Origin of the sequence: uncultured Lacinutrix sp. (assembly GCF_947500605.1) — a bacterium.
Taxonomy (GTDB): domain Bacteria; phylum Bacteroidota; class Bacteroidia; order Flavobacteriales; family Flavobacteriaceae; genus Lacinutrix.
This window is the reverse complement of the sequence record NZ_CANMSJ010000004.1, coordinates 261916-285016: the sequence shown is the minus strand read 5'-3', so window position 1 is coordinate 285016 and position 23101 is coordinate 261916. Positions and strand designations below refer to the sequence as shown.

The 23101-nt window shown below is 31.4% G+C and carries 18 protein-coding genes and 1 tRNA gene; 16 read left to right on the top strand and 3 right to left on the bottom strand.

What is annotated here, in order from left to right; genetic code table 11:
* The first annotated feature begins 55 nt into the window (after positions 1-55).
* Positions 56-137, top strand: a tRNA-Leu gene (locus Q0935_RS08335).
* Between the two features lie 252 nt (positions 138-389).
* Positions 390-2789, top strand: a complete 2400-nt coding sequence (locus tag Q0935_RS08330) for a GAF domain-containing protein (RefSeq protein WP_299384517.1) — start codon at positions 390-392, stop codon at positions 2787-2789.
* On the opposite strand, the gene Q0935_RS08325 is transcribed toward Q0935_RS08330, so the two are convergent.
* Positions 2779-4050, bottom strand: a complete 1272-nt coding sequence (locus Q0935_RS08325) for a Pycsar system effector family protein (RefSeq protein WP_299384514.1) — start codon at positions 4048-4050, stop codon at positions 2779-2781. The two genes, Q0935_RS08330 and Q0935_RS08325, sit on opposite strands and share 11 nt — an antisense overlap.
* 59 nt (positions 4051-4109) lie before the next feature.
* On the opposite strand from Q0935_RS08325, the gene Q0935_RS08320 reads away from it, so the two are divergent.
* Positions 4110-7820, top strand: coding sequence for a metallophosphoesterase (locus Q0935_RS08320; RefSeq protein WP_299384511.1), 3711 nt, complete (start codon positions 4110-4112; stop codon positions 7818-7820).
* On the opposite strand, the gene Q0935_RS08315 is transcribed toward Q0935_RS08320, so the two are convergent.
* Positions 7817-8620: a hypothetical protein gene (locus tag Q0935_RS08315; protein WP_299384508.1), complete on the bottom strand. Its 804-nt coding sequence runs from the start codon at positions 8618-8620 to the stop codon at positions 7817-7819. The genes Q0935_RS08320 and Q0935_RS08315 overlap by 4 nt on opposite strands.
* A 71-nt stretch (positions 8621-8691) precedes the next feature.
* On the opposite strand from Q0935_RS08315, the gene Q0935_RS08310 reads away from it, so the two are divergent.
* From Q0935_RS08310 to Q0935_RS08300, 3 genes are read left to right on the top strand one after another with little or no spacing between them, the layout of a single operon-like run.
* Entirely contained in the window at positions 8692-9378 is a 687-nt protein-coding gene (locus Q0935_RS08310) for a glycerophosphodiester phosphodiesterase family protein (protein ID WP_299384504.1), read from the top strand.
* The gene (locus Q0935_RS08305) at positions 9375-10589 is read left to right on the top strand and encodes an NAD(P)/FAD-dependent oxidoreductase (RefSeq protein ID WP_299384501.1); all 1215 of its coding nucleotides are present in this window, start codon (positions 9375-9377) and stop codon (positions 10587-10589) included. The genes Q0935_RS08310 and Q0935_RS08305 overlap by 4 nt, the downstream gene beginning before the upstream one ends.
* Positions 10586-11113: a DUF1697 domain-containing protein gene (locus Q0935_RS08300; protein ID WP_299384497.1), complete on the top strand. Its 528-nt coding sequence runs from the start codon at positions 10586-10588 to the stop codon at positions 11111-11113. Before Q0935_RS08305 ends, Q0935_RS08300 begins: the two co-directional genes overlap by 4 nt.
* Here Q0935_RS08300 and Q0935_RS08295 read toward each other — a convergent pair.
* Positions 11110-11676 (bottom strand): TetR/AcrR family transcriptional regulator, encoded by a 567-nt coding sequence (locus Q0935_RS08295; protein ID WP_299250692.1) that lies wholly within the window; start codon positions 11674-11676, stop codon positions 11110-11112. The two genes, Q0935_RS08300 and Q0935_RS08295, sit on opposite strands and share 4 nt — an antisense overlap.
* 243 nt (positions 11677-11919) lie before the next feature.
* Between Q0935_RS08295 and Q0935_RS08290 the strand changes: the two genes are divergently transcribed.
* The 10 genes from Q0935_RS08290 (at position 11920) to Q0935_RS08245 (ending at position 23092) form a co-directional block, all read left to right on the top strand.
* Complete coding sequence (locus Q0935_RS08290) at positions 11920-13002, top strand: diphosphomevalonate decarboxylase (protein WP_299384667.1); 1083 nt, start codon at positions 11920-11922, stop codon at positions 13000-13002.
* 27 nt (positions 13003-13029) lie between these two features.
* Complete coding sequence (locus Q0935_RS08285) at positions 13030-13959, top strand: mevalonate kinase (protein WP_299384495.1); 930 nt, start codon at positions 13030-13032, stop codon at positions 13957-13959.
* 70 nt (positions 13960-14029) lie between these two features.
* Positions 14030-14935 carry a geranylgeranylglycerol-phosphate geranylgeranyltransferase gene (locus tag Q0935_RS08280; RefSeq protein WP_299384492.1) on the top strand — a complete coding sequence of 302 codons (906 nt, stop codon included), beginning with the start codon at positions 14030-14032 and terminating at the stop codon, positions 14933-14935.
* The gene (locus Q0935_RS08275) at positions 14935-15885 is read left to right on the top strand and encodes a carbon-nitrogen hydrolase family protein (RefSeq protein WP_299384489.1); all 951 of its coding nucleotides are present in this window, start codon (positions 14935-14937) and stop codon (positions 15883-15885) included. Before Q0935_RS08280 ends, Q0935_RS08275 begins: the two co-directional genes overlap by 1 nt.
* Positions 15886-16051: 166 nt before the next feature.
* Positions 16052-16906: a pseudouridine synthase gene (locus Q0935_RS08270; protein ID WP_299384485.1), complete on the top strand. Its 855-nt coding sequence runs from the start codon at positions 16052-16054 to the stop codon at positions 16904-16906.
* 199 nt (positions 16907-17105) lie between these two features.
* A complete protein-coding gene (locus Q0935_RS08265; protein WP_299384481.1) occupies positions 17106-17831 on the top strand; it encodes a flavodoxin family protein in 726 nt (241 codons plus the stop codon).
* A gap of 433 nt (positions 17832-18264) precedes the next feature.
* On the top strand, positions 18265-19662 hold the full coding sequence (locus Q0935_RS08260; protein WP_299250704.1) for an arginine decarboxylase: 1398 nt from the start codon (positions 18265-18267) through the stop codon (positions 19660-19662).
* Positions 19652-20590: an agmatinase gene (gene speB / locus Q0935_RS08255; protein WP_299250706.1), complete on the top strand. Its 939-nt coding sequence runs from the start codon at positions 19652-19654 to the stop codon at positions 20588-20590. The genes Q0935_RS08260 and speB overlap by 11 nt, the downstream gene beginning before the upstream one ends.
* Positions 20580-21554 (top strand): deoxyhypusine synthase family protein, encoded by a 975-nt coding sequence (locus Q0935_RS08250; protein WP_055434856.1) that lies wholly within the window; start codon positions 20580-20582, stop codon positions 21552-21554. Before speB ends, Q0935_RS08250 begins: the two co-directional genes overlap by 11 nt.
* Positions 21554-23092: a carbon-nitrogen hydrolase family protein gene (locus tag Q0935_RS08245; RefSeq protein ID WP_299250710.1), complete on the top strand. Its 1539-nt coding sequence runs from the start codon at positions 21554-21556 to the stop codon at positions 23090-23092. The genes Q0935_RS08250 and Q0935_RS08245 overlap by 1 nt, the downstream gene beginning before the upstream one ends.
* The last annotated feature ends 9 nt before the right edge of the window (positions 23093-23101 follow it).

Below are 23101 nucleotides of genomic sequence, written 5' to 3'. Positions count from 1 at the left end.
TTATGAATATTCAAACTATTGTTTATATTTGCACTCCGAATTATCGGGATAAGTTGCGGGCGTGGTGGAATTGGTAGACACGCTAGACTTAGGATCTAGTGCCGCGAGGTGTGAGAGTTCGAGTCTCTCCGCCCGTACAGAGTAAAAAAAGCTTCAACATTATGTTGAGGCTTTTTTTTGTTTTTACAGCAATAGAGAAGGCTTTAAGAGTGTTTTATTTAATTTATAGTAATAGATTTTTGTTTTTTTTGATAGAATAAAAAAATATCCAACTCAGTTAAAAGAAGAAATATACTGCTGGACGCTTTTATTATTAAAAAGCACGTCATTTATTCAATGAAAACGCGACTAACCATTATAAAGCGTATTTTTGTACATATTTTATAACAATGATTCAAGACCTAAACGACAATATTAATTTACCTTTTTCGTTACAGATTAGTTTTAACAAATTAATTGAACGCTATGAGGAATTAGCTAATAGCAGCGATCCATTTATTGCAGCTAAGGCTAATCGTGTCTTAGAAATACGTAATTTATATCCAATATTAAGTGAAGGATTTAGTGAAACCTCAGTTTTAAAAAAGCACGAAAAGGAAATCGAAATTTTATTGCAAGATTCTTTTAGTGAAGTTTTAAGCTTAAATGAAATAAAAACAGCAAGTGTACCTTATCATAATTTTATTTTCAATGCGTCTAAACGTTTTGAAAGTATAATTAAAACTGCTGGACCAGATTTTCAATTGGTAATAAAAAATATGCCAGAAAACGATTGGTATATTCTAGGTTGTACTATAATAATGAGTCTTTGTTATAAGTTTAATACTAATTTTAAACGTCCATTATACTACGAAATACCAGATGATAACGGTATTATTAGAATTTATAAAATTTTGTATAATGCAGATTTTATGGAAATTGTTGCTACAGATAAAGCTCCAAAATTAACAGAAGAGGATTTTGAAGAATTATTAGACAATTTTGATAATATAGAAATTTGGAAAGAGAAATTTCCACCTAATAGTTACATTTCAAAAGGATTTGTGATTTCTAATATTTTCGATGTCACAGACGATCAAGCAATATCTAATATTAAAACAACCTTAATTGGAAATAACAAACGTAAAGACGAGGGCTTTATGAAAGATTTTCAAATGGTGTTTAGATCATTGTTAGATATAACCGATTTAGAAGTAGGTTTTTCTATTTATAATAAAGAAGAAGATACTTTAATGAAAGTGCACGACTCTAGCATTAGTAGTTATTTGCTAAAGGCTAAAGAGGAGTTTAAATGCGATAATTTATTTTGTCATTATAGTTATGATAAAATACTAAAAGAAAAAACAAATTTCGCCATATCCGATGTTGACAGAAGTTTTAAAAAATCTAAAGGACAAGCACCTCAAGTAAAAATTTTAAAGCAGCAAGGTATAAAAAGTGCCATTTTTGCACCAATTGCAGAAAATGGTGAGTTGTTGGCAGTTTTAGAATTAGTATCTAAAACACCAAAAGCTTTAAATAGTATAAATTCTAATAAACTGGCAGATGTTATGCCATTTATATTATCTGCAGTAAAACGTTCTAAAAGAGATGAGGAGAATTTAATTCAAGCCATTATCCAGAGAGAATGTACCTCAATCCATCCAAGTGTAAAATGGAAATTTGAAAGTGCAGCAAGAAAGTTCATGCAAGAGGAATATGATGGCACCGATAACCCAACATTTAATAGAATTACTTTTAGTAATGTGTATCCTTTGTTTGGGCAAATTGATGTGAAAGGATCTTCTGATGCTAGAAATAATGCAACTCAGAAAGATTTATCACTTCAACTTAAAATGGTTGAAAGAATTATAAAAGAGGCATTTAAAACTGAAAAGCTACCAATTTTTGAACAACTTTTATTTCAAGTAAAAGCCTATAAAAAAGCTTTAAAAACAGATTTTAAAGTAGATAGTGAGCAAAAAATTACTCAATTCTTTAAAAATGAAATAGAGACGTTTTTTAAATTTCAATTAAAAACAAAAACATATTTAACAGAAGATATAAAAGATTATTATAGTAAAATAGATGAAGATCTTGATGTGCTTTATTATTACAGAAAGAATTATGACGATACTATAAGTTTAATTAACAAAAACATGTCGTCTCTATTAGATAAAAAACAAATTGATGCACAGGCAATGTATCCTCACTTCTTCGAACGTTTTAAAACAGATGGAGTAGAGCATAATATGTACATTGGTGAAGCTATTACTAAAGAGGATTCTTTTAGCGAGATCTATCTTTATAACCTACGTTTATGGCAAATGCAGGTTATGATTGATATGGAGATCGCATTTTATAACAAACAACATAAATATCCAATTGCTTTAGATGTTGCTTCAATGATTTTAGTGTTTAACCAACCGTTATCGATTAGGTTTAGAACAGACGAGAAGCATTTTGATGTTGATGGTACATATAATGCAAGATACGAAGTTGTTAAAAAACGAGTAGATAAAGCGAATATAAAAGGTACAACCGAGCGTATTACAACTAAAGGAAAATTAACTATTGTGTATTCTCAAAAAGAAGATGAGGTAGAGTACTTACAGTACATTAATTTCTTACAGTCTAAACGTAAGCTTGGAGATGAAGTTGAAATTCTTGAGTTAGAAGATTTACAAGGTGTTACAGGTTTAAAAGCTTTAAGAGTTAATATTTTATACCAAAAACAGTCTAACGAAAAACAATCTAGCGAAAAAGAATATTACACATATAACGATTTAATGGAACAGATTAAATCTTAACCACATAATCGTTTTTTAATGTGTTAGGTAATTTTGTTTGTATTTGTGATGTAGTGTCTAATACATCGTTTAGGTTAACTCCAGGATTGTTTTTAACAGCAATACCAAAAGAGATTAGAGAAATAATTATACCAATCATAAAAACGGTATAAGTAATTCTAAGTAATCTGTATTTTCGTTCTAGCACTATTCCTAAAAAGTATAAATCTTTAGTTAACGATTTGTAAATGTACTCTTTGTCGTTAATCATTTCGTTAATTGCCCATTCAAACTGTTTAAGATCCATTTTATGGAAGTTTCCAAAAAAGGTTAAATTAACTTCTTTATTTTCTACATCTTCCTTTGTAAATTGTCCACTTGTAACATTTGGTCTTGTTGCAATAATAGACATGACCATAGAAATTACACTAAATAAAGTGAATATTACAGTTGGCCATGTTAGGTAAGGATTAGTGTCTAATTTTGAAATTAAATTAGCTAAAACCACAGAGATAATAATAGCATTTACAGATAGCAATATATTGGCTTTAGTATCTGCAATATCACTTAATTTAATATGATTACGTAAAGCAGTTCTGTAAAAAGATTGAATAGCACGCTCTGGGCTTTCGTTTTTATATTGTGCTTTGTATTTTGCTTTTAGCTTTTCTTTATCCATTTTAGCCTTGCCTTTTTTCTTCTTTTTCATAAGCTTAGCAATGTTCTTGTCTTTTATAGGTTGCCAGTGTTTAATAGCATATGGCGTGTAATAGCGGTGGATTTGGGTTAATACTTTTATGTTTTCCTCTCTCCATTCTTTTGCAGTATATTTTTTTATATCCTGTACTTCGTATTCTTTTCTCAGGAATTCGCTAGCTTCACTAAAATACTCTTTAGCAAAATGAGAAGAATCTGCATCACGAATAATTTCTTCTAGTTTAGAGTTTGGAGAATCTTTAAACTTTGTAGCCATAATACATTTGTTAACACCAGCAATTGTATCTTGGTCAACATTTTCAGAGGTTAAAAACTCTGTTGCAATTTTTACACTTTCCTCTTCGTGTCCCTCTCTAACTTTAATATATCCTGTATCATGAAATAAAGCAGCTAAAAGTAGAATTTGTTCTTCGTTAACATTTATTTCAGAATTTTTTATTATTTCTTTTGTACTTTTAAACACTCGTCTTGTGTGTGTAAAATCGTGATAAATAAATGTGTTTGGAAGATTTTCTTTAAAAAGGTCTAAAACAAACTTTTCTGCTTTTTCAATAATTATAGACATATTATCTTTGAGGTTTTAAGAAAACCAAATTACTAAAAAAAAAATCGGTAAATTCCCTTATGAATAAAAATAACATAACTCTAACAGTTTTAATTTTATTAATCGTTTCAAGTTGTGCCACTTTTAAGGCGCAATATAGTGACGAGGTTAATGCTGTTAATCCGTTGCCATATAAAGAAATAAACAGAAAGTTTTATCTTATTGGTGATGCGGGTAAATCTCCAAAAGATGGAATGTCTTTAGGGTTGCAAGCTTTTAATAAGCATATTTTAAATCAAGATACTAAAAAAGACTTTGTTGTTTTCTTGGGAGATAATGTTTATCCAGATGGCCTGGTAGATAAAGAGAGTTCTAGACGTGAAAGTGCAGAAAATGCTTTAGATGCGCAAATTAAATCTGTAGAAGGATTTAAAGGAAGCACAGTTATGATACCTGGAAACCATGATTGGTATGCAGACGGAGTTACAGGTGTAAAAAGAGAAGAAAAATATATTGAAGAAGCATTGGGTAAAAACACATTTCAGCCAGAAAATGGTTGCCCAATAGAGAGTATAGACGTTAGTGAAAAAGTACAGTTAATTATTGTGGATAGCCAGTGGTATCTTGAAAACTGGAATAAAAACCCAACCATTAACGATAAGTGCGAAATAAAAACAAGAAAACGTTTTTTCGAGGAGTTGGAAGGCGAACTTAAAAAAGCACAAAATAAGCGTGTAGTTTTTGCTATGCACCATCCTATGTATACAAACGGTACACATGGTGGTTTTTACGATGCAAGTAAACACCTTTATCCTACTCAAAAAAAGATTCCTTTACCTATTTTGTCGTCCCTTTTAACTCAGGTTAGAACACAAGGAGGTGTATCTATTCAAGATAGATATAACGAAAGGTATAACGAACTAATGAACCGTATAGAAACTATGGCATTAGAGTACAATAATATTGTATTTGCCTCTGGACACGAGCACTCTTTACAGTACATAGAAAATAATGGAATTAAACAAATTGTATCGGGTTCTGGAGCAAAAACATCTGCGGCAGCATTAAGTAAAAATGGTTTGTTTTCTGCAGGTCAACAAGGTTTCGCAGAGTTAACAATTTTTAAAGATGGTAGTACTTGGGTAAGTATGTATGTATCAGAAGATGGTAATCCTAAACTAATGTTTACAAAAGAAGTGCTGCCAAAAAATAGAGATGTTTTTAATACAGATGTATTGCCAGATACTTTTCCGCAAACGGTTAAAACTTCAATTTATACAAAAGAAGAAACAGAAAAAACGGGTGTTTATAAAACGTTATTAGGAGATAGATATCGCGAACTTTATAGTACAGAAATAGTTGCTAAAGTAGCAACTTTAGATACGCTTTATGGAGGATTAGAAATTGTAAGAGCGGGAGGTGGACACCAAACGCGTTCTTTAAGATTAAAAACTAAAGATGGTCGTGAGCTAAATATGAGAGCATTAAGAAAAAGTGCAACTCAATACTTGCAAACAGTGTTGTTTAAAGAAACTTATTTAGAAAATGATTTTGAAAAAACAAAAGTAGAAGATCTTGTTTTAGATTTTTACACAGCAGCGCATCCTTATGCCTTTTTTGCTGTGCCAGATTTATCGCATGCTGCCGGTGTGTATCATACCAATCCAAAGTTGTATTATATTCCAAAACATAAATATTTAGGAGATTATAATACAGAGTATGGAGGTGAGTTGTATATGATTGAAGAACGACCTGAAGAGAACTATAGTGATGAGAAAAACTTTGGTTATGCAGACGATATAGAGAGTACTCACGATATTATTGCGAAGATTAGAGAAGACGAAAAGTATAAAATAGACGAAAACTCATACATAAGAGCAAGACTGTACGATATGCTTTTGGGAGATTGGGATAGACACCAGGATCAATGGCGTTGGGCGCAGTTTAATCAAGAAAATGGAGATAAATTATTTAAACCGATTCCAAGAGATAGAGATCAAGTGTTTTCTAATTTCGATGGTGCATTATTAGATGTTTTAAAAGTATTATCTGGTTCTACTAAGCAATTGCAGGTATACGATTCTGAACTAAAAGACATTAAGTGGATGAATAGTGCAGGAATTAAACTAGATAAAGTTTTAATTCAAGATTCAGATAAAGATGCTTGGATTAAGCAAGCTAAATATTTAATGGAAAATATTACAGACGAAGTAATTGCAAATGCTTTTTCTAAAATACCTACGGAAGCTAAAGACGAATCTTTAAAAGAGATTCAAAAGCATCTTAAAGGAAGAAGGGATAATCTTTTAGATATTACGGAACGATACTATAATTATTTAAACGAATTAGTAATTGTTACAGGAACAGATAAAGACGATTATTTCGAAATTAATAGAATTGGTGATAACGAAACCAATGTTAAAATTTCAAGAATTATCGATGGTAAAAAAGGTGAAGTTTTAGTAGATAGAACCTATAATAAAGATATTACAAAAGAATTATGGATTTACGGTTTAGATGATGATGATGTTTTTGAAGTTACCGGTAAAGCTAATAATTTAATCTTTACAAGAATTATTGGTGGTCAAAACAACGATACTTATATTATTAAAAACGGAAGACGTGTTAGAGTTTACGATCATTTATCTAAGCCAAATACAATCCAGGAAAATAATGGAGCGAAAATAAACTTCACAGATGTATATAATAATAACCTTTTCGATTTTAATAAGAGCATCGTTAAAACAGGTACAATTACACCAAGTTTAGCATATAATCCAGACGATGGTATATCTCTAGGTGTTTCAATGATTAAAACAACCAAAGGTTTCCAGCGTAATCCTTTCTCTCAACAACACCGTTTTAAAGGTGGTTACTTTTTTGCAACAGATGGATTTAGTATTGGTTACGACGGAGAGTTTGCAAACCTTTTTAAAGATTGGAATTTGCATGTAGCAGGATTAGTTACCAGTGAGAATTTTACGAATAACTTTTTTGGATATGGAAATGAAACTGTAAATAATGATGACGAGCTAGATTTAGATTATAATAGAGTAAAAACAAGTACTTATTTAGCTAGTGTTGGTATTATTAAAAAAGGTGATTTTGGTAGTGATTATGGTTTTAAATTAGTTTTCGAAGGAATCGAAATAGGAGAAACAACAAATAGATTTATAGAAACTTTTGCGCCTTCTAGTCTAAATAACAGTTTTTACAATAGACGCTTTTTTACAGCTTTAGAAGCAAATTATAATTATGCCAGTTTCGATAATAAAATTGTACCAACTCGTGGTATGACATTTAATATAGATTCAGGTATTAAAACAGAACCAGACGATACAAAAAACACTTACGGTTATTTTAATTCTAATTTAGGTTTTTACAATGCGTTGTCAAAAAACAGAAGATTAGTTTTAAAAACAGATTTACGCGGACAAGTAAGGGTTGGAGACGATCTTATTTTTTATCAAGCCGCAAATATTGGAGGTAAAAATGGCTTGAGAGGATTTAGAACAGAACGTTTTACAGGTAGAAATTCTCTTGTAGGTAGTGCCGATTTTAGATATAGTTTTAAATCTTTTAAAACATCTACTTTACCATTGCAAATTGGAGTATTTGCAGGTGGAGATGTTGGTAGAGTGTGGCTTAAAGGAGATTTCTCAGATAAGTGGCATAACGATTATGGTGGAGGTTTCTGGGTATCTGCAGCAGATTCTGTTCAAGGAACATTTAACTTCTTTAATAGTGTTGAAGGCTTAAGATTTTCTTTCGGTTTTGGTATTGCATTTTAAAGATTAAACTTATAAATATTACCATCATGCTTATTGGTTTCATCAGTAATTATGATGGTTTTGTTATTTAAAAAGCTAACACCTTCTTTTTGTGTGTCATGTTTAAAAGGTAACGCTTCTATATCGCCGCCAAAAAAATCTTCACCTTTAAAATGAGATAATTGCCACACTTTTTCATGGTTTAAAAGCACTATGTTTTTGCCATCTTTACTAATATCAGCTGAGGTGATTTTGTTACCCTTTCCGTCAAATTTATAACTCGTTACAAAGAATGCTTCATGCTCACCTTCCTTATTTTCTACTTTAAGAACGTCTGTATGCTTGTTATTTTTAGAAAAAATATAGAAAGTATTGTCCCATATAAAAAAACTTTCAAAATCTTGAGATTTTAAATCTTTAGGTAGTGTAAAAGTTGTTATTTCAGCTTCAGCTTTATCCTTGGTAAGTTCAGAGTTTAAAACCTTATAAATTTTAAATTCTTTCCTTTTATGGTTGTTATTTCCAAAGTCTCCAATATAAATATTACCACTAGAGTCTGTTGCTAAATCTTCCCAATCTTTATTTTTAGCGTTGGTAATAGTAATGTTTCTTTCAATATTACCTTTACTATTAAGAGCGTATAAATTATTGCTATTTCCTGCGTCTTCAATTACCCAATATAAACCAGAGTTGTTTGTTATGGCTATAGCCGAAACTTCCTCTAAAGAACCATCAATGTCTGCCAAAATCTCTAGGTTGCCAGTGTTGCAAGAAAAGAAAAGTAAACTTAAAATGAATAACGGTTTTAATGTAAATGTCATAAATTGTAATTTATATTTGTAGCGCATATATCGAGCCAAAATTATAAATTAAATCATAAATTAGTACTAAAATGGCGACAGTTTTAAAATTTGGACATAGAGGAGCAAAAGGATATGTTGCAGAAAACACTACAGAATCTATTTTAAAAGCAATCGAGCTAGGAGTAGATGGAATAGAAATAGATGTGCATAAATGTAAATCTGGAGAGCTAATTGTTTTTCATGATTTTACAGTAGATAGGCTAACGGATGGAACAGGAGAGGTTTCAACTTTTACGCTTTTAGAACTAAAGGCATTAAATATTTTAGAGCATTTTAAAATACCAACACTAAAAGAAATCTTAGATTTAATCGATAGAAAATGTATTGTTAATATCGAATTAAAAGGTAGGAATACGGCTTTAGAAACAGTTGCAGTTATTAATAATTATATTAAAAATTCAGGTTGGGAATATTCAAATTTTATAGTATCAAGTTTTCAAAATAAAGAATTAATAGACGTTTATAATAGTGATAACGCTATTCCTTTGGGAGTACTTACCAAAGCAAACCTTGATGAGGCTATAGATTTTGCTAAAACAATTAAGGCAGTTGCAATACATCCTAATTTCTCGTTATTAAGTAAAAATAATGTGCAAAAAGCACAAGAGCAAGGTTATAAAATAAATACTTGGACGGTTAATACACCACAAGCAATTAAAAGAATGAAATCGTATAATGTAAATGCTATTATTGGCGATTTTCCAGATAGATTATGATAGAAAAAGACGTAATAATAGTAGGAGGAGGTGCTTCTGGTTTTTTTGCTGCAATAAATATAGCAGAACAAAATCCAGATGCTAAAGTAACCATTTTAGAACGTGGAAAAGAGGTGTTAACTAAAGTTAAGGTTTCAGGAGGCGGACGATGTAATGTTACACATGCAGAGTTTATTCCTCAAGAGTTAGTAGCTAATTATCCAAGAGGAGAAAAAGAATTATTAGGCCCTTTTCATACGTTTATGACTGGTGATACAATCGCTTGGTTCGAAGAGCGTGGTGTAGAGCTTAAAATAGAAGAAGATGGGCGTATGTTTCCTGTTTCTAATAGTTCTCAGACTATTATAGATTGTTTCATTTCTGAAGCTAATAAACATAATGTTGAGGTGCTTAAAAGTGATCCAGTAATAAGTTTAGAGCATAAAGAAGATAGTTGGGTAGTTAGCACCAAAACAAATGTTTTTACTTGTAAAAAGTTGATTGTAGCTACAGGAAGTAATCCTAAAATATGGAATGTATTAGAGGATTTAGGACATACAGTAACTCCTCCGGTACCATCTCTTTTTACTTTCAATATAAAAGACGATCGTATAAACGATATTCCTGGTGTTGTTGCTAAAAATGTAAACGTTAAAGTTGTGGATTCAAATTTAGAATCTGATGGACCATTACTTATCACGCATTGGGGAATGAGTGCACCTTCTATTTTAAAATTGTCTGCATTTGGAGCTTTAGAGTTAGCGAAAAGAGCGTACAAGTTTTCTGTTGAAGTTAATTTTATAAATACAGATTATAATATTGCAATATCACAATTAAATGAAATTAAGAAAGAGCTTAATAAAAAGAAAGTGATAAACTATACGCAATTCGATTTGCCAAAACGTTTGTGGTATCAGTTAGTACTAGCTTCTCAAATAGACATAGAAACACGATGGGCAGATTGTACAAAAGTGCAAATAGAAAATTTAGCAAAACAACTTACAGAGGCCATTTTTAATGTTGATGGTAAAAGTACATTTAAAGAAGAATTTGTTACTGCCGGTGGTGTAAATTTAAAAGAAGTAAATTTCAAGACTTTTGAAAGTAAGTTACATGAGAACTTATATTTTGTTGGAGAGGTTTTAAATATTGATGCAGTTACTGGTGGATTTAATTTTCAAAATGCATGGACAGGTGCCTATATTGTATCTCAAAATATTTTTAAAAAATGAAAACATACATTGCGTTAATAAGAGGAATAAATGTTGGTGGTCATAAAAAAGTACCAATGGCAGATTTACGCGATGTATTAAGTGGTATTGGTTTTAAAGATGTGACAACTTATATACAAAGTGGTAATGTGGTGTTTCAGTCTTCAGAAAACAACACTAAAGCTTTAGAAGATAGTATTAGCAAGGCTATTAAGTCTCATTTTGGTTTCAATGTACCTGTATTAGTAAAAACAAAACAAGAGCTCCAATTTATTTTTGATTCTTGTGTTTTTTCAGAAGAGATAAAAGTTAAAAGCTATTTTATTCTATTAGATCAAGTTCCAGATGCTAGCCTTGTTAAAGAAGTGCATGCAATTACAATTGAAAATGAAACAGTCTCAATTGTTAATGATTGCCTTTATTTCTACTCTTCAGTAGGTTATGGTCGCACAAAATTTAATATGGCTAGCATTGAGAAAAAGCTTAAAGTAAATGCTACTTCAAGAAATTATAATACAATTAGCAAATTGTTAAAGCTTGCTTAATATTTTTCTGGATTTTTTATGGAATCCCAAGACATTTCTACAGCATCTTTAATCTGTTTGTTTGTCATTTCTAGTTCGTCTTTAAATTTAAGTCTACTTGCAGAAATTACATTTCCAAAAACCATTTGCATTATCAATCTTAAGTTTACATCTCTAAGATCTTTACTTAATATTGCGGCTAAGAAGAAGTCTCTAATATGAATAAAATGAGGAATATTTTTTGTTCTAATTTCTGATGTGATAATTGGAGGTACTCCAACAAATTCTATAAATTTAAAAGCTAAAGGGTTTCCTACAAAGTAGTTGTATAGGTTAATCCACATAGTTTCAAATTGCTTTTTTACATCTTCTTCTGGGACGTTAGCCATTAATACAACGCCAAAATCCTGACAAATCATCGAGTAAATTTCTTCAATAATTTGTTCTTTGTTTTTAAAGTAGTGATAAATAGTTCCAACTGCCACACCAGCTTCTTTAGCAACTTGAGACATAGGTGTTGCATTTACACCTTGTTCAACTACTAATTCTAGCATTGTAAGAATAATTCTTTGTTTTTTATCCATTATAGTTTTACCCTGTATGTAGGGTTGTTAAAGCTTCGAGTTGAGAGAATTTAAGGGATCTCTAAAAGCTAATGTTAGTTTATTTTGCTAAGAATTAATTAATCTAACAGACAATCAAAATTTTAGATTTTATGTAAAATTTCATCGATAAACATCACTAAACCGAATGAATGTATGTTATGACGGCAAAATAGAGATTTTTAAATAGAATTAAAAACTATATTTGTGGAAATTCATTTTCGCATGCCTATAAATAAGTTTATTCCTACAAATTTGTCAAAAAAAGAGATTAATGGTACAACTTCTTGGTCTTCTCCAAGTAATATTGCTTTGGTAAAATATTGGGGAAAGAAAGAAAATCAAATTCCAGAGAATCAATCTATTAGTTTTACGTTGGATGCTTGTAAAACAATAACGACGTTAACGTATTCTAAAAGAGAAAAAGATAGTGAAAACTTCTCTTTTCAAGTGTTTTTAGATAAAGTTCACAAACCTGATTTTGAACCAAAAATCACTACTTTTTTTACAAGAATTGAACAGTACTTGCCTTTTTTAAAAGAGTTTGATTTTAAAATTGAAACAGAAAATACTTTTCCACACAGTTCTGGTATTGCATCTTCTGCATCAGGAATGAGTGCATTAGCTTTATGTTTAATGAGTATTGAAAAAGAGTTAAATCCTGAGATAACAGATGCCGACTTTATTCAGAAAGCTTCATTTTTAGCAAGATTAGGTTCAGGAAGTGCTTGTAGAAGTCTAGAAGGCGATTTGGTTGTTTGGGGAAAGCATGTTGATATTGAAGGTAGTAGCGATTTATTTGGTGTAAAATACCCTTATAAAGTTCATGAGAATTTTAAAAATTATCAAGACACAATTTTATTAGTCGATAAAGGAGAAAAACAAGTAAGCAGTACGGTTGGACATGGTTTAATGCATGGGCATCCTTTTGCTCAAGAACGTTTTAGTCAAGCAGATGAGAATATAACAAAAATTAAAACTATTCTAGAATCGGGAGATTTAGACGCTTTTATTGCTTTAGTTGAAAGCGAAGCACTAACGCTTCATGCTATGATGATGACGAGTATGCCTTATTTTATACTAATGAAACCAAATACTCTCGAAATAATTAATAAAATATGGAGTTTTAGAAAAGAAACAGGCTTGCATATTAGTTTTACCTTAGATGCAGGAGCAAATGTTCATATTTTGTATCCAGAGAATGAAACTAAAGCAATTATTGAGTTCATTAAAACAGAGTTAGTTGCATATTGTCAAAACGGTCATTATATTTGCGATAGAATTGGTTTTGGTGCAAAACAATTGTAACTTTAAAACCAAGAACTTAAATAACATATGAAAGGTCCACTTTTCTACTCAAAAATCCTACTTTTCGGAGAATATGGAATCATTAAAGATTCTAAAGGATTATCAATACCATATAATTTTTATAATGGCGCTTTAAAGACGGATGAAAATCCTAATGAAGAAGCCAAGAAATCTAATGAAAGCTTAATAAAATTTGCTGCATATTTAGACAACATAAGTGAAGATTTTGTGATTTTTGAAATTGAGAAACTAAAGGCTGATGTAGCTGATGGAATGTATTTCGATTCGTCAATACCTCAAGGATACGGTGTTGGGAGTAGTGGTGCTTTAGTAGCTGCTATTTATGATAAGTATGCACTTAATAAAATTACAGTTCTAGAAAATTTAACGAGAGAGAAATTACTACAATTAAAAGCTGTTTTCTCGGAAATGGAATCTTTTTTTCACGGTAAATCTTCTGGATTAGATCCTTTAAATAGTTATTTAAGCTTGCCAATACTTATTAATTCTAAAGATAATATTGAGGCTACAGGAATACCTACACAAAGTACATCTGGAAAAGGTGCCGTATTTTTATTAGATAGTGGTATTACAGGAGAAACTGCTCCAATGGTTAGCATTTTTATGGAAAATATGAAACAGGAAGGTTTTCGTAATATGCTAAAAACACAATTTATTAAGCATACAGATGCTTGTGTTGAAGATTTTTTAAAAGGAGATATAAAGTCTCTTTTTAGTAACACTAAGCAATTGTCTAAAGTGGTACTTAACAATTTTAAACCAATGATTCCAACTCAGTTTCATGAGCTTTGGAAAAAAGGTATAGATACTAACGATTATTACCTTAAACTTTGCGGTTCTGGAGGTGGTGGTTATATTTTAGGCTTTACTCAAGATATTATAAAGGCTGAAGAATCTCTTAAAGATTATAAGCTTGAAGTAGTGTATAACTTTTAGACTATAATTTTTGTAGGACCTAGAAGTTAAGAGAATACCCAATATCACATAAAATTATCGATAAAAGTTTATGTTCACTAGAAAGCAGAAACACATTCTACTCAAGTTCTTTAGTTTGTTTTCCGTTGTTCGTGGTTATAATATTCTCGTTATAGTAATTGCGCAATATCTAACATCTGTTTACATATTCGCACACAATATTCCTGTTAAAAAGGTATTGTTAGATTTAAATTTATTAATGCTTGTATTGGCTTCGGCTGCTGTTGTTGCGGCAGGTTATATAATTAATAATTTTTACGATTCCGAAAAAGATTTAATCAATAGGCCTAACAAAACCATGTTAGATAAATTGGTAAGTCAAAACACCAAATTGTCGTTTTATTTCATCTTAAACTTTTCGGCAATTGTTATGGCAAGTTACGTGTCGTTTAATCCTGTGTTATTCTTTTCGGCTTATATCTTTGCGATTTGGTTTTACTCTCACAAATTAAAAAAAATGCCCATAGTTGGTAATATTGTATCAGCGCTTTTAACTATAGCTCCGTTTTTCGCTATTTTTATCTATTACAAAAATTTTGATACAGTTATTTTTGTTCATGCCTCTTTTTTATTTTTAATTATTGCTATTAGGGAGTTAGCAAAAGATTTAGAAAATATGAAAGGAGATTTGGCGTTAAATTACAGAACCATTCCTGTGGTATATGGTGAAAAGACGTCTAAAAAAATGATTACTTTTTTAATTGTCTTAACACTAATTCCGCTATACCTGTTAATTACCAAATTCGAAATTGGTAACATGACATATTACTTTTATTTAGCTATAGCTTTACTTATTATTTTCTTAATTTTTCTTTGGAAATCAACAACAAAAACACATTATGTTATTTTGCATAATATATTGAAAGTTATTATTGTGGCTGGTGTATTTGGTATTTTACTAATTGATGTTAATTTAGTTTTAAATCGTATTTTATAATGGAAAGCACTTTAAAAATTGCAATGGCACAAATTTCTCCTGTGTTATTGAATAAAATTGAAACACTAAAAAAAGTAGAACACTCTATAATTGAAGCAGGTAAAAATGGTTGCGAACTTATTGTTTTTGGAGAGGCGTTAGTACCAGGATATCCGTTTTGGGTAGCTTTAACAGGTGGTGCAGAATGGGATACTAAAGTAAATAAGGAGTTACATGCAGAATATGTAAAAAATTCTATTCAAATAGAAGCAGGCGAGCTTGACGCTATATGTAAATTAGCGAAAGCGCATAATATTGCTGTATATATAGGTATTATGGAGCGTGCAAAAAATAGAGGAGGACATTCAATATATGCTTCACTTGTTTATATTAATGCATTAGGTGAAATAAAATCGGTACATAGAAAACTTCAACCTACCTATGACGAAAGATTAACATGGTCTCCTGGAGATGGTAATGGATTGCAGGTGCATAGTTTAAAACAGTTTACAGTTGGCGGACTTAATTGTTGGGAAAACTGGATGCCTTTACCAAGAACCGCTTTGTATGGTTTGGGAGAAAACCTGCATATTGCAGTTTGGCCCGGAAGCGACCACAATACAAAAGATATAACACGTTTTATAGCAAGAGAATCTCGTTCTTTTGTAGTTTCTGTTTCTAGTTTAATGACCAAGGAAATGTTTCCCGAAGACATGGTTCATCTTGATAAAGTATTAGAAAAATGTCCAGATATATTAGCAAATGGAGGCAGTTGTATAGCTGGACCAGATGGAGAGTGGATTGTAGAGCCAGTATTGCATAAAGAAGGATTAATAATTCAAGAAATAGATTTTAATCGTGTGTATGAGGAGCGTCAAAATTTTGATCCAGTTGGTCACTATTCTCGCCCAGATATAACAAAACTTACAGTAAATAGAGAAAGACAATCTACTGTAGAATATAAAGATTAATTACTCACTTTATTTATACAGGTAAACTAAAGTGTTGTTTTGTGTTTAGAAATCAATAAGTTATACTAAAGGGTTAATTAAACAAAGCATTAATTAAGTATAGTAGATGTTAAATTATAAACTATCTTTGCACCCTCAAAAATAGTTGAGAATAAAATTAGAAGCAATGAGTAAACAAGGCGGACAAAGACAAGGAAAATCTGCTCCAAATGGAGGAAGGAAAGCTTACAAAAATAATTCAGGAAAAGATAATACTGGAATAAATAACTCGAACTCTAAAGGGAAAAAAGCAGTTCAGCCTAAAAAAGGTGCTGTTTCAGACGAGATTCGTTTAAATAAATATATCGCTAATTCAGGTGTTTGTTCACGTCGTGATGCAGATGTGCACATCGCAACCGGTTTAGTTAGTGTAAATGGGAAGGTAGTCGTAGAAATGGGCTATAAAGTGAAGATTGATGACGAGGTGCGTTACGATGGAGCAAGAATAACTCCTGAGAAAAAAGCTTACGTTCTATTAAATAAACCAAAAGGTTTTGCAACCACTACAAGTGAGCATAAAGGTAGAACAGTTATGGATCTTGTGGCTAATGCTACGCCATCTCGCATAAAGCCAATAGGCCGTTTAGGAAGAAACTCTACTGGTTTATTATTGTTTACAAACGATGCTAAAGTTGTGTCTCGTTTTACAAGCTCTAATAAAGGTGTTGAGCGTTTATTTCATTTAGAATTAGATAGTAATTTAAAACTAGACGATTTAAAGAAAATTCGCGACGGTATTCGTATTGAAGGAAAGTTAATTACTGTTGAAGAAATTGACTATGTAAACGATAAGAAAAACGAAATAGGTATAAAAATTAAGAATACAGGTAATACTGTTTTACATACCATATTCGATTATTTTAAACATGAATTAGTAAGAATAGATTGCGTGCAAATAGCACACTTAACTAAAAAAGATATTCCAAGAGGTAACTGGAAAATATTAACAGAGCAGGAAGTGCAAATGTTAATGATGATGTAAACTACTATTACGTCAATAAAGATTAAAAAATTATGTTAATAATTGTAAAACAATAAGTTAAAACTGTCTTAAGAATTAGTATTAAAATGATAAGAGTATATAAAAGTCATCATTTTTATGTAGTTTAAGATTGCATTCAAAAACCTTTTACTGGGTTTAGTACTAAAAAATAGTGCTTTCTTAACTTAAAAACAGGACTATGAAATTTTCAAATCTTTCAGTATTGTACATAAATTGTACGCTAAAAAAATCACCTCAAAAAAGTCATACAGATACTTTAATGAAAGTATCTCAAAGCATTTTAAAAAAAGAGAATGTTGCTTTCGAAACTATTCGATTAATAGACGAGGATGTTGCAACAGGAGTTTATCCGGACATGACAGAGCACGGTTTCGATAAAGATAGTTGGCCAGGTATTTTTGAAAAAGTAATGGCTGCAGATGTACTTATAGTTGGAACTCCAATTTGGTTGGGAGAGAAATCTTCAGAAGCTCAAAAATTAATAGAGCGTTTGTATGCAATGAGTTCTCAAACTAATGATAAAGGACAATACATATTTTACGGTAAAGTAGGAGGTTGTATGGTAACCGGTAACGAAGATGGTGTTAAACATTGCGCCATGGGAATACTTTATGCTATGCAACATGTAGGTTATTCTATACCGCCACAAGCAGATTCTGGTTGGATAGGCAAAGTAGGTCCTGGACCAAGTTATGGTGATACAGAATTTGGAGGAGAGAAATTAAAATCTCCAGTTGGTTTCGATTCTGATTTTACAAATAGAAATACCACATTTATGACATATAATTTACTGCATTTAGCCAAAATGATGAAAGCAAATAATGGATATGATAATTATGGAAATTCTAGAGAAGAATGGGATGATGGTACACATTGGGCTTTCGAAAATCCAGAATATAGATAAATAATAGATGATTTTAGATTGTGTTAACGTGAAGAATATTAGTGTTTTAGGTTTGCTTGAAATGATTTTATAAAAATTATAAAAAATAATAACTTTTTTCATTGTAATTCAAAAAAAAGTATTTCATTTGTCACGACAAAAATAACACTTGCTTTTTGGTAAGTATTATAGCTGAACAAATTGAACCATGTTTATACGTTCGGGCTTTTGGGCATTAGGAAGTCATTTTCAAAAGCAGCTTATCGATTAAGCAACCGAATTTTAGAGCTAACTTCCGCTTTAACTACAATTGTTGCTAGCCAGCACAATTATGGCTTTGTGCCTACAACAGACCTAATTATACAAGTCTGAATTCTTCACTATTATTTAAACTGAACTAAATTTCAGCCTTTTTTTTAATTGTTTTCAATTTTAACATTTTTATTAAATAATAATGAATACTAAATATATTGATTTAATCAATCAAACTTTCGATTTCCCACAAGAGGAGTTCAAACTAGAAAAAAACCAACTACAATTTCATGGTATAGACCTTATGAAATTAGTAGAAGAATACGGTGGACCTTTAAAATTCACTTATTTACCACAAATATCTAATAACATTCAGCGTGCAAAACAATGGTTTGCAAACGCAATAGAAAAGCATAATTATAAAGGTAATTATAACTATTGCTACTGTACTAAGAGTTCACACTTTAAACATATTTTAAACGAAGCTTTAAAAAATGATATTCATATTGAAACATCATCTGCTTTCGATATTGACATTGTAGAAAACCTTAAGGCTGAAGGCAAAATAAATAACGATACTTTTATAATAAGTAATGGTTTTAAACGTGAGCAATACATAACAAACATTGCAAGGTTGATAAACGGCGGACAAAAAAACTGTATTCCAATAATAGATAATTATGAGGAAATCGATTTATTGTCTGAAGAAGTAAAAGGAAAGTATAATATTGGCATTCGTATAGCATCAGAAGAAGAACCAAAATTCGAGTTTTACACGTCACGTCTAGGAATTGGATATAAGAATATTGTGCCTTTTTACAAGAATCAAATTCAGGATAATAAAAAAGTAAACCTTAAAATGTTACACTTCTTTATTAATACAGGAATTCGCGATAACGCCTATTACTGGAACGAATTACAGAAATGTTTAAAGGTTTATACAAGCTTAAAGAAAATTTGCCCAAGCTTAGATAGCTTAAATATTGGAGGCGGATTTCCTATTAAAAACTCATTAGTATTCGATTTCGATTATGAGTATTTAGTAGACGAAATTGTAAATCAAATTAAAACAACTTGTGAAGAAGAAGGTGTAGACGTACCAAATATTTTTACAGAGTTTGGAAGCTTTACAGTTGGAGAAAGTGGAGGAGCTATTTACGAGATTCTTTACCAAAAACAACAAAATGATCGTGAGAAATGGAACATGATAAATTCTTCTTTTATCACAACTTTACCAGATACTTGGGCTATTAACAAGCGTTTTGTAATGCTACCTCTTAACAGATGGGAATCTAGTTACGAGCGTGTTTTACTTGGTGGTTTAACTTGCGATAGTGACGATTATTACAATAGTGAACAGCATATGAATGCTATTTATTTACCAAAATATAACAAAGAAAAACCATTATATATTGGCTTTTTTAACACAGGTGCATACCAAGAAACTATAGGTGGTTTTGGAGGTTTGCAACACTGCTTAATACCGTCGCCAAAACACATTTTAATAGATAAGGATGAAGACGGAAATATAACAACAAAACTATTTAGTGAACAACAAAAAAGTGAAGACTTACTTAAAATTTTAGGTTATGCAAAGTAAAACTTATGCAGGTATTTCGGAAGAGTTTTCGAAACTTGAAACAGCAAAAATCGTATTAATTCCTGTGCCTTACGATGGTACTAGTACTTGGCAAAAAGGAGCAGATAAAGGTCCTGAAGCATTTTTAAATGCATCAGAAAATATGGAGCTTTACGATATTGAAACAGAAACAGAAGTTTACAAGCAAGGTGTTTATCTTGCAGATGCTGTAACTGAGAACTCTTCTCCAGAAGCAATGGTAGAAGCAGTACATAAGGCGACAAAAAGCTACATAAAAAAGAATAAGTTTGTTACTGTTTTTGGAGGTGAACATTCAATTTCTATAGGTACTATTCGTGCTTTTAACGAAATGTATACAAATCTTACTGTGTTGCAATTAGATGCGCATGCAGATTTGCGTAAAGAATACGAAGGCTCTAAATGTAACCACGCTTGTGCAGTTTACGAAGCTAGCCAGACTACAAACTTAATACAAGTTGGTATTCGCTCTATGGATGTTATAGAGACTACGGTTATGGACAAAGAAAAAACGTATTTTGCTCATGAAATGGCTATCGATGATACTTGGGTGGACTCTTCAATAGACCAGATGACAGAAAATATTTTTATTACTATAGATTTAGATGTTTTCGATCCTTCAATTATGCCAAGTACTGGAACACCAGAGCCAGGCGGATTATTATGGTACGAAACTTTAGAATATTTAAAGCAGGTTTTCGAGGAGAAAAATGTTGTAGGATTTGATATTGTAGAATTATGCCCTAATAAAGATGAAAAATCTTCAGATTTTTTAGCAGCTAAATTGTACTACAAAATGTTGAGCTACAAATTTGAAAAAGAAGATGCCGAAGACGATTATGAAAATGAATTCACTACTTTAAAAGAAAAAAATAACAGTGCCAAATACAACGAAGACGATGAGTACTAAAGGACCAATTTCACAGTTTATAGAAAAACATTATTTACACTTTAATGCAGCAGCTTTGGTTGATGCAGCAAAAGGCTACGAAGCACAACTAGAAAGTGGTGCAAAAATGTTAGTGTCGCTTGCAGGAGCTATGAGTACTGCAGAACTTGGTAAAAGTTTTGCCGAAATGATTAGACAAGACAAAGTGCAAATTATCTCTTGTACAGGTGCAAACCTTGAGGAAGACATCATGAATTTAGTTGCGCACTCACATTACAAGCGTGTACCCAACTATCGCGATTTAACACCTCAAGATGAGTGGGATTTACTTGAAAAAGGTTTAAACCGTGTTACAGATACTTGTATTCCAGAGGAAGAAGCATTTAGAAGATTACAAAAGCATATTGTAAAAATCTGGAAAGATGCAGAAGCTGCTGGTGAGCGTTTTTTACCACATGAATACATGTATAAAATGTTATTATCTGGTGTTTTAGAAGAATACTACGAAATAGATTTAAAAGATTCGTGGATGTATGCTGCAGCAGAAAAAAACTTACCTATTGTTTGCCCAGGTTGGGAAGACAGTACAATGGGTAATATTTTTGCAAGCTACGTACTTAAAGGCGAACTTAAAGCTAGTACTGTAAAATCTGGTATTGAGTACATGACATTTTTAGCAGATTGGTATACGGATAATTCATCTAAAGGAATTGGTTTCTTTCAAATTGGAGGCGGAATTGCAGGAGATTTCCCTATTTGTGTAGTACCAATGTTATACCAAGATATGGAGCGTCCAGAAACACCATTTTGGAGTTATTTCTGTCAAATAAGTGACTCTACAACAAGTTACGGTTCGTATTCTGGAGCAGTGCCAAACGAGAAAATTACTTGGGGAAAACTAGATATAGATACTCCGAAATTTATAATAGAAAGTGATGCTACAATTGTTGCACCTTTAATATTTGCATACCTTTTAGGTGAGTAATGGAAGAGCATAAAATAGAAAATATCGAATTAAAGTACTTAACTGTTGACGATTTTGAGGAATTAAAATCGGCAACACTTGAGTCTTATGGTGGTGTACTTGATTCTTTTTGGAAGAAAGATCACATCGCTCGCTTAACTACTATTTTCCCAAAAGGACAAGTAGTTATAAAAATCGATGGAAAATTGGCTGGTTGTGCTTTGTCTCTTGTTGTAGATTACGATAAGATTGAAGACAACCACACCTATGCCGATATTATTGAAGGCGATAAATTTAAAAACCACGATCCAGATGGTGATGTGCTTTATGGAATAGATGTTTTTATTAAGCCAGAATATAGAGGTTTGCGTTTAGGTAGACGTTTATACGATTATAGAAAAGAAGTTTGCGAAGAATTAAACTTAAAAGGAATTGTTTTTGGAGGTAGAATGCCAAACTATCATAAGTTTCAAAGTGAGCTTACGCCGAAGGAATATATAGAAAAGGTTAAGCGTAAAGAAATTCATGATCCAGTTTTAAACTTTCAAATTTCTAACGACTTCCATCCTTTAAGAATTATAAAAGGTTATTTAGAAGGTGATACAGCATCAAACGAATATGCTGTTTTAATGGAGTGGGATAATGTTTATTATGTTAAGCAAAATAAGAAGGCAAGTACAGTAAAAACTGTTGTTAGATTAGGTTTAATACAATGGCAAATGCGTACCTACAATAGCTTAGAAGAGCTAATGCAACAGGTAGAGTATTTTGTAGATAGTGTTGCGGCATACAGATCGGATTTTGCACTATTTCCAGAGTTTTTTAATGCACCGCTTATGGCTAAGTATAACCATTTACACGAGCCAGATGCTATTAGAGAATTAGCGAAATATACTAAGGTAATTGTAGAGAGAATGCAGCAATTGTCTATTTCTTACAACATTAATATTATTACTGGTAGTATGCCAGAATTAATAAACGATAACCTTTTTAACGTAGGTTATTTATGTCGTAGAGATGGAAGTTTAGAACGTTACGAAAAAATACATGTTACACCAGACGAAGCTAAAGTTTGGGGAATGCAGCGTGGAAATAAGTTACAAACGTTTGAGACAGATGCAGGTAAAATAGGGATACTAATTTGTTACGATTCGGAGTTTCCAGAGTTGTCTCGATTACTTTCAGACGAAGGTATGGATATTCTTTTCGTTCCGTTTTTAACAGATACTCAAAATGGTTACTCTCGTGTGCGTTTATGTGCACAGGCAAGAGCCATAGAGAATGAGTGTTATGTTGCCATTGCAGGAAGTGTAGGTAATTTACCAAATGTAAATAACATGGACATCCAATACGCGCAATCTGCCGTATTTACACCATGCGACTTTTCGTTTCCAAGTAATGGAATTAAGGCCGAAGCAACTACAAATACAGAGATGATTTTAGTTGCAGACGTAGATTTAAGTTTGCTAAGAGAATTGCATTCTTTTGGTGCAGTTAAAAACTTAAAGGATAGACGAAAAGATTTTTACAATGTTGTGAGAATTGATAATAGTAAATAGTATTTTTAT

Coding starts and splice junctions, on each gene's coding strand:
- Q0935_RS08330 (WP_299384517.1), top strand. CDS start 390: ATGATTCAAGACCTAAACGACAATATTAATTTACCTTTTTCGTTACAG.
- Q0935_RS08325 (WP_299384514.1), bottom strand. CDS start 4,050: ATGTCTATAATTATTGAAAAAGCAGAAAAGTTTGTTTTAGACCTTTTT.
- Q0935_RS08320 (WP_299384511.1), top strand. CDS start 4,110: ATGAATAAAAATAACATAACTCTAACAGTTTTAATTTTATTAATCGTT.
- Q0935_RS08315 (WP_299384508.1), bottom strand. CDS start 8,620: ATGACATTTACATTAAAACCGTTATTCATTTTAAGTTTACTTTTCTTT.
- Q0935_RS08310 (WP_299384504.1), top strand. CDS start 8,692: ATGGCGACAGTTTTAAAATTTGGACATAGAGGAGCAAAAGGATATGTT.
- Q0935_RS08305 (WP_299384501.1), top strand. CDS start 9,375: ATGATAGAAAAAGACGTAATAATAGTAGGAGGAGGTGCTTCTGGTTTT.
- Q0935_RS08300 (WP_299384497.1), top strand. CDS start 10,586: ATGAAAACATACATTGCGTTAATAAGAGGAATAAATGTTGGTGGTCAT.
- Q0935_RS08295 (WP_299250692.1), bottom strand. CDS start 11,676: ATGGATAAAAAACAAAGAATTATTCTTACAATGCTAGAATTAGTAGTT.
- Q0935_RS08290 (WP_299384667.1), top strand. CDS start 11,920: ATGCCTATAAATAAGTTTATTCCTACAAATTTGTCAAAAAAAGAGATT.
- Q0935_RS08285 (WP_299384495.1), top strand. CDS start 13,030: ATGAAAGGTCCACTTTTCTACTCAAAAATCCTACTTTTCGGAGAATAT.
- Q0935_RS08280 (WP_299384492.1), top strand. CDS start 14,030: ATGTTCACTAGAAAGCAGAAACACATTCTACTCAAGTTCTTTAGTTTG.
- Q0935_RS08275 (WP_299384489.1), top strand. CDS start 14,935: ATGGAAAGCACTTTAAAAATTGCAATGGCACAAATTTCTCCTGTGTTA.
- Q0935_RS08270 (WP_299384485.1), top strand. CDS start 16,052: ATGAGTAAACAAGGCGGACAAAGACAAGGAAAATCTGCTCCAAATGGA.
- Q0935_RS08265 (WP_299384481.1), top strand. CDS start 17,106: ATGAAATTTTCAAATCTTTCAGTATTGTACATAAATTGTACGCTAAAA.
- Q0935_RS08260 (WP_299250704.1), top strand. CDS start 18,265: ATGAATACTAAATATATTGATTTAATCAATCAAACTTTCGATTTCCCA.
- speB (WP_299250706.1), top strand. CDS start 19,652: ATGCAAAGTAAAACTTATGCAGGTATTTCGGAAGAGTTTTCGAAACTT.
- Q0935_RS08250 (WP_055434856.1), top strand. CDS start 20,580: ATGAGTACTAAAGGACCAATTTCACAGTTTATAGAAAAACATTATTTA.
- Q0935_RS08245 (WP_299250710.1), top strand. CDS start 21,554: ATGGAAGAGCATAAAATAGAAAATATCGAATTAAAGTACTTAACTGTT.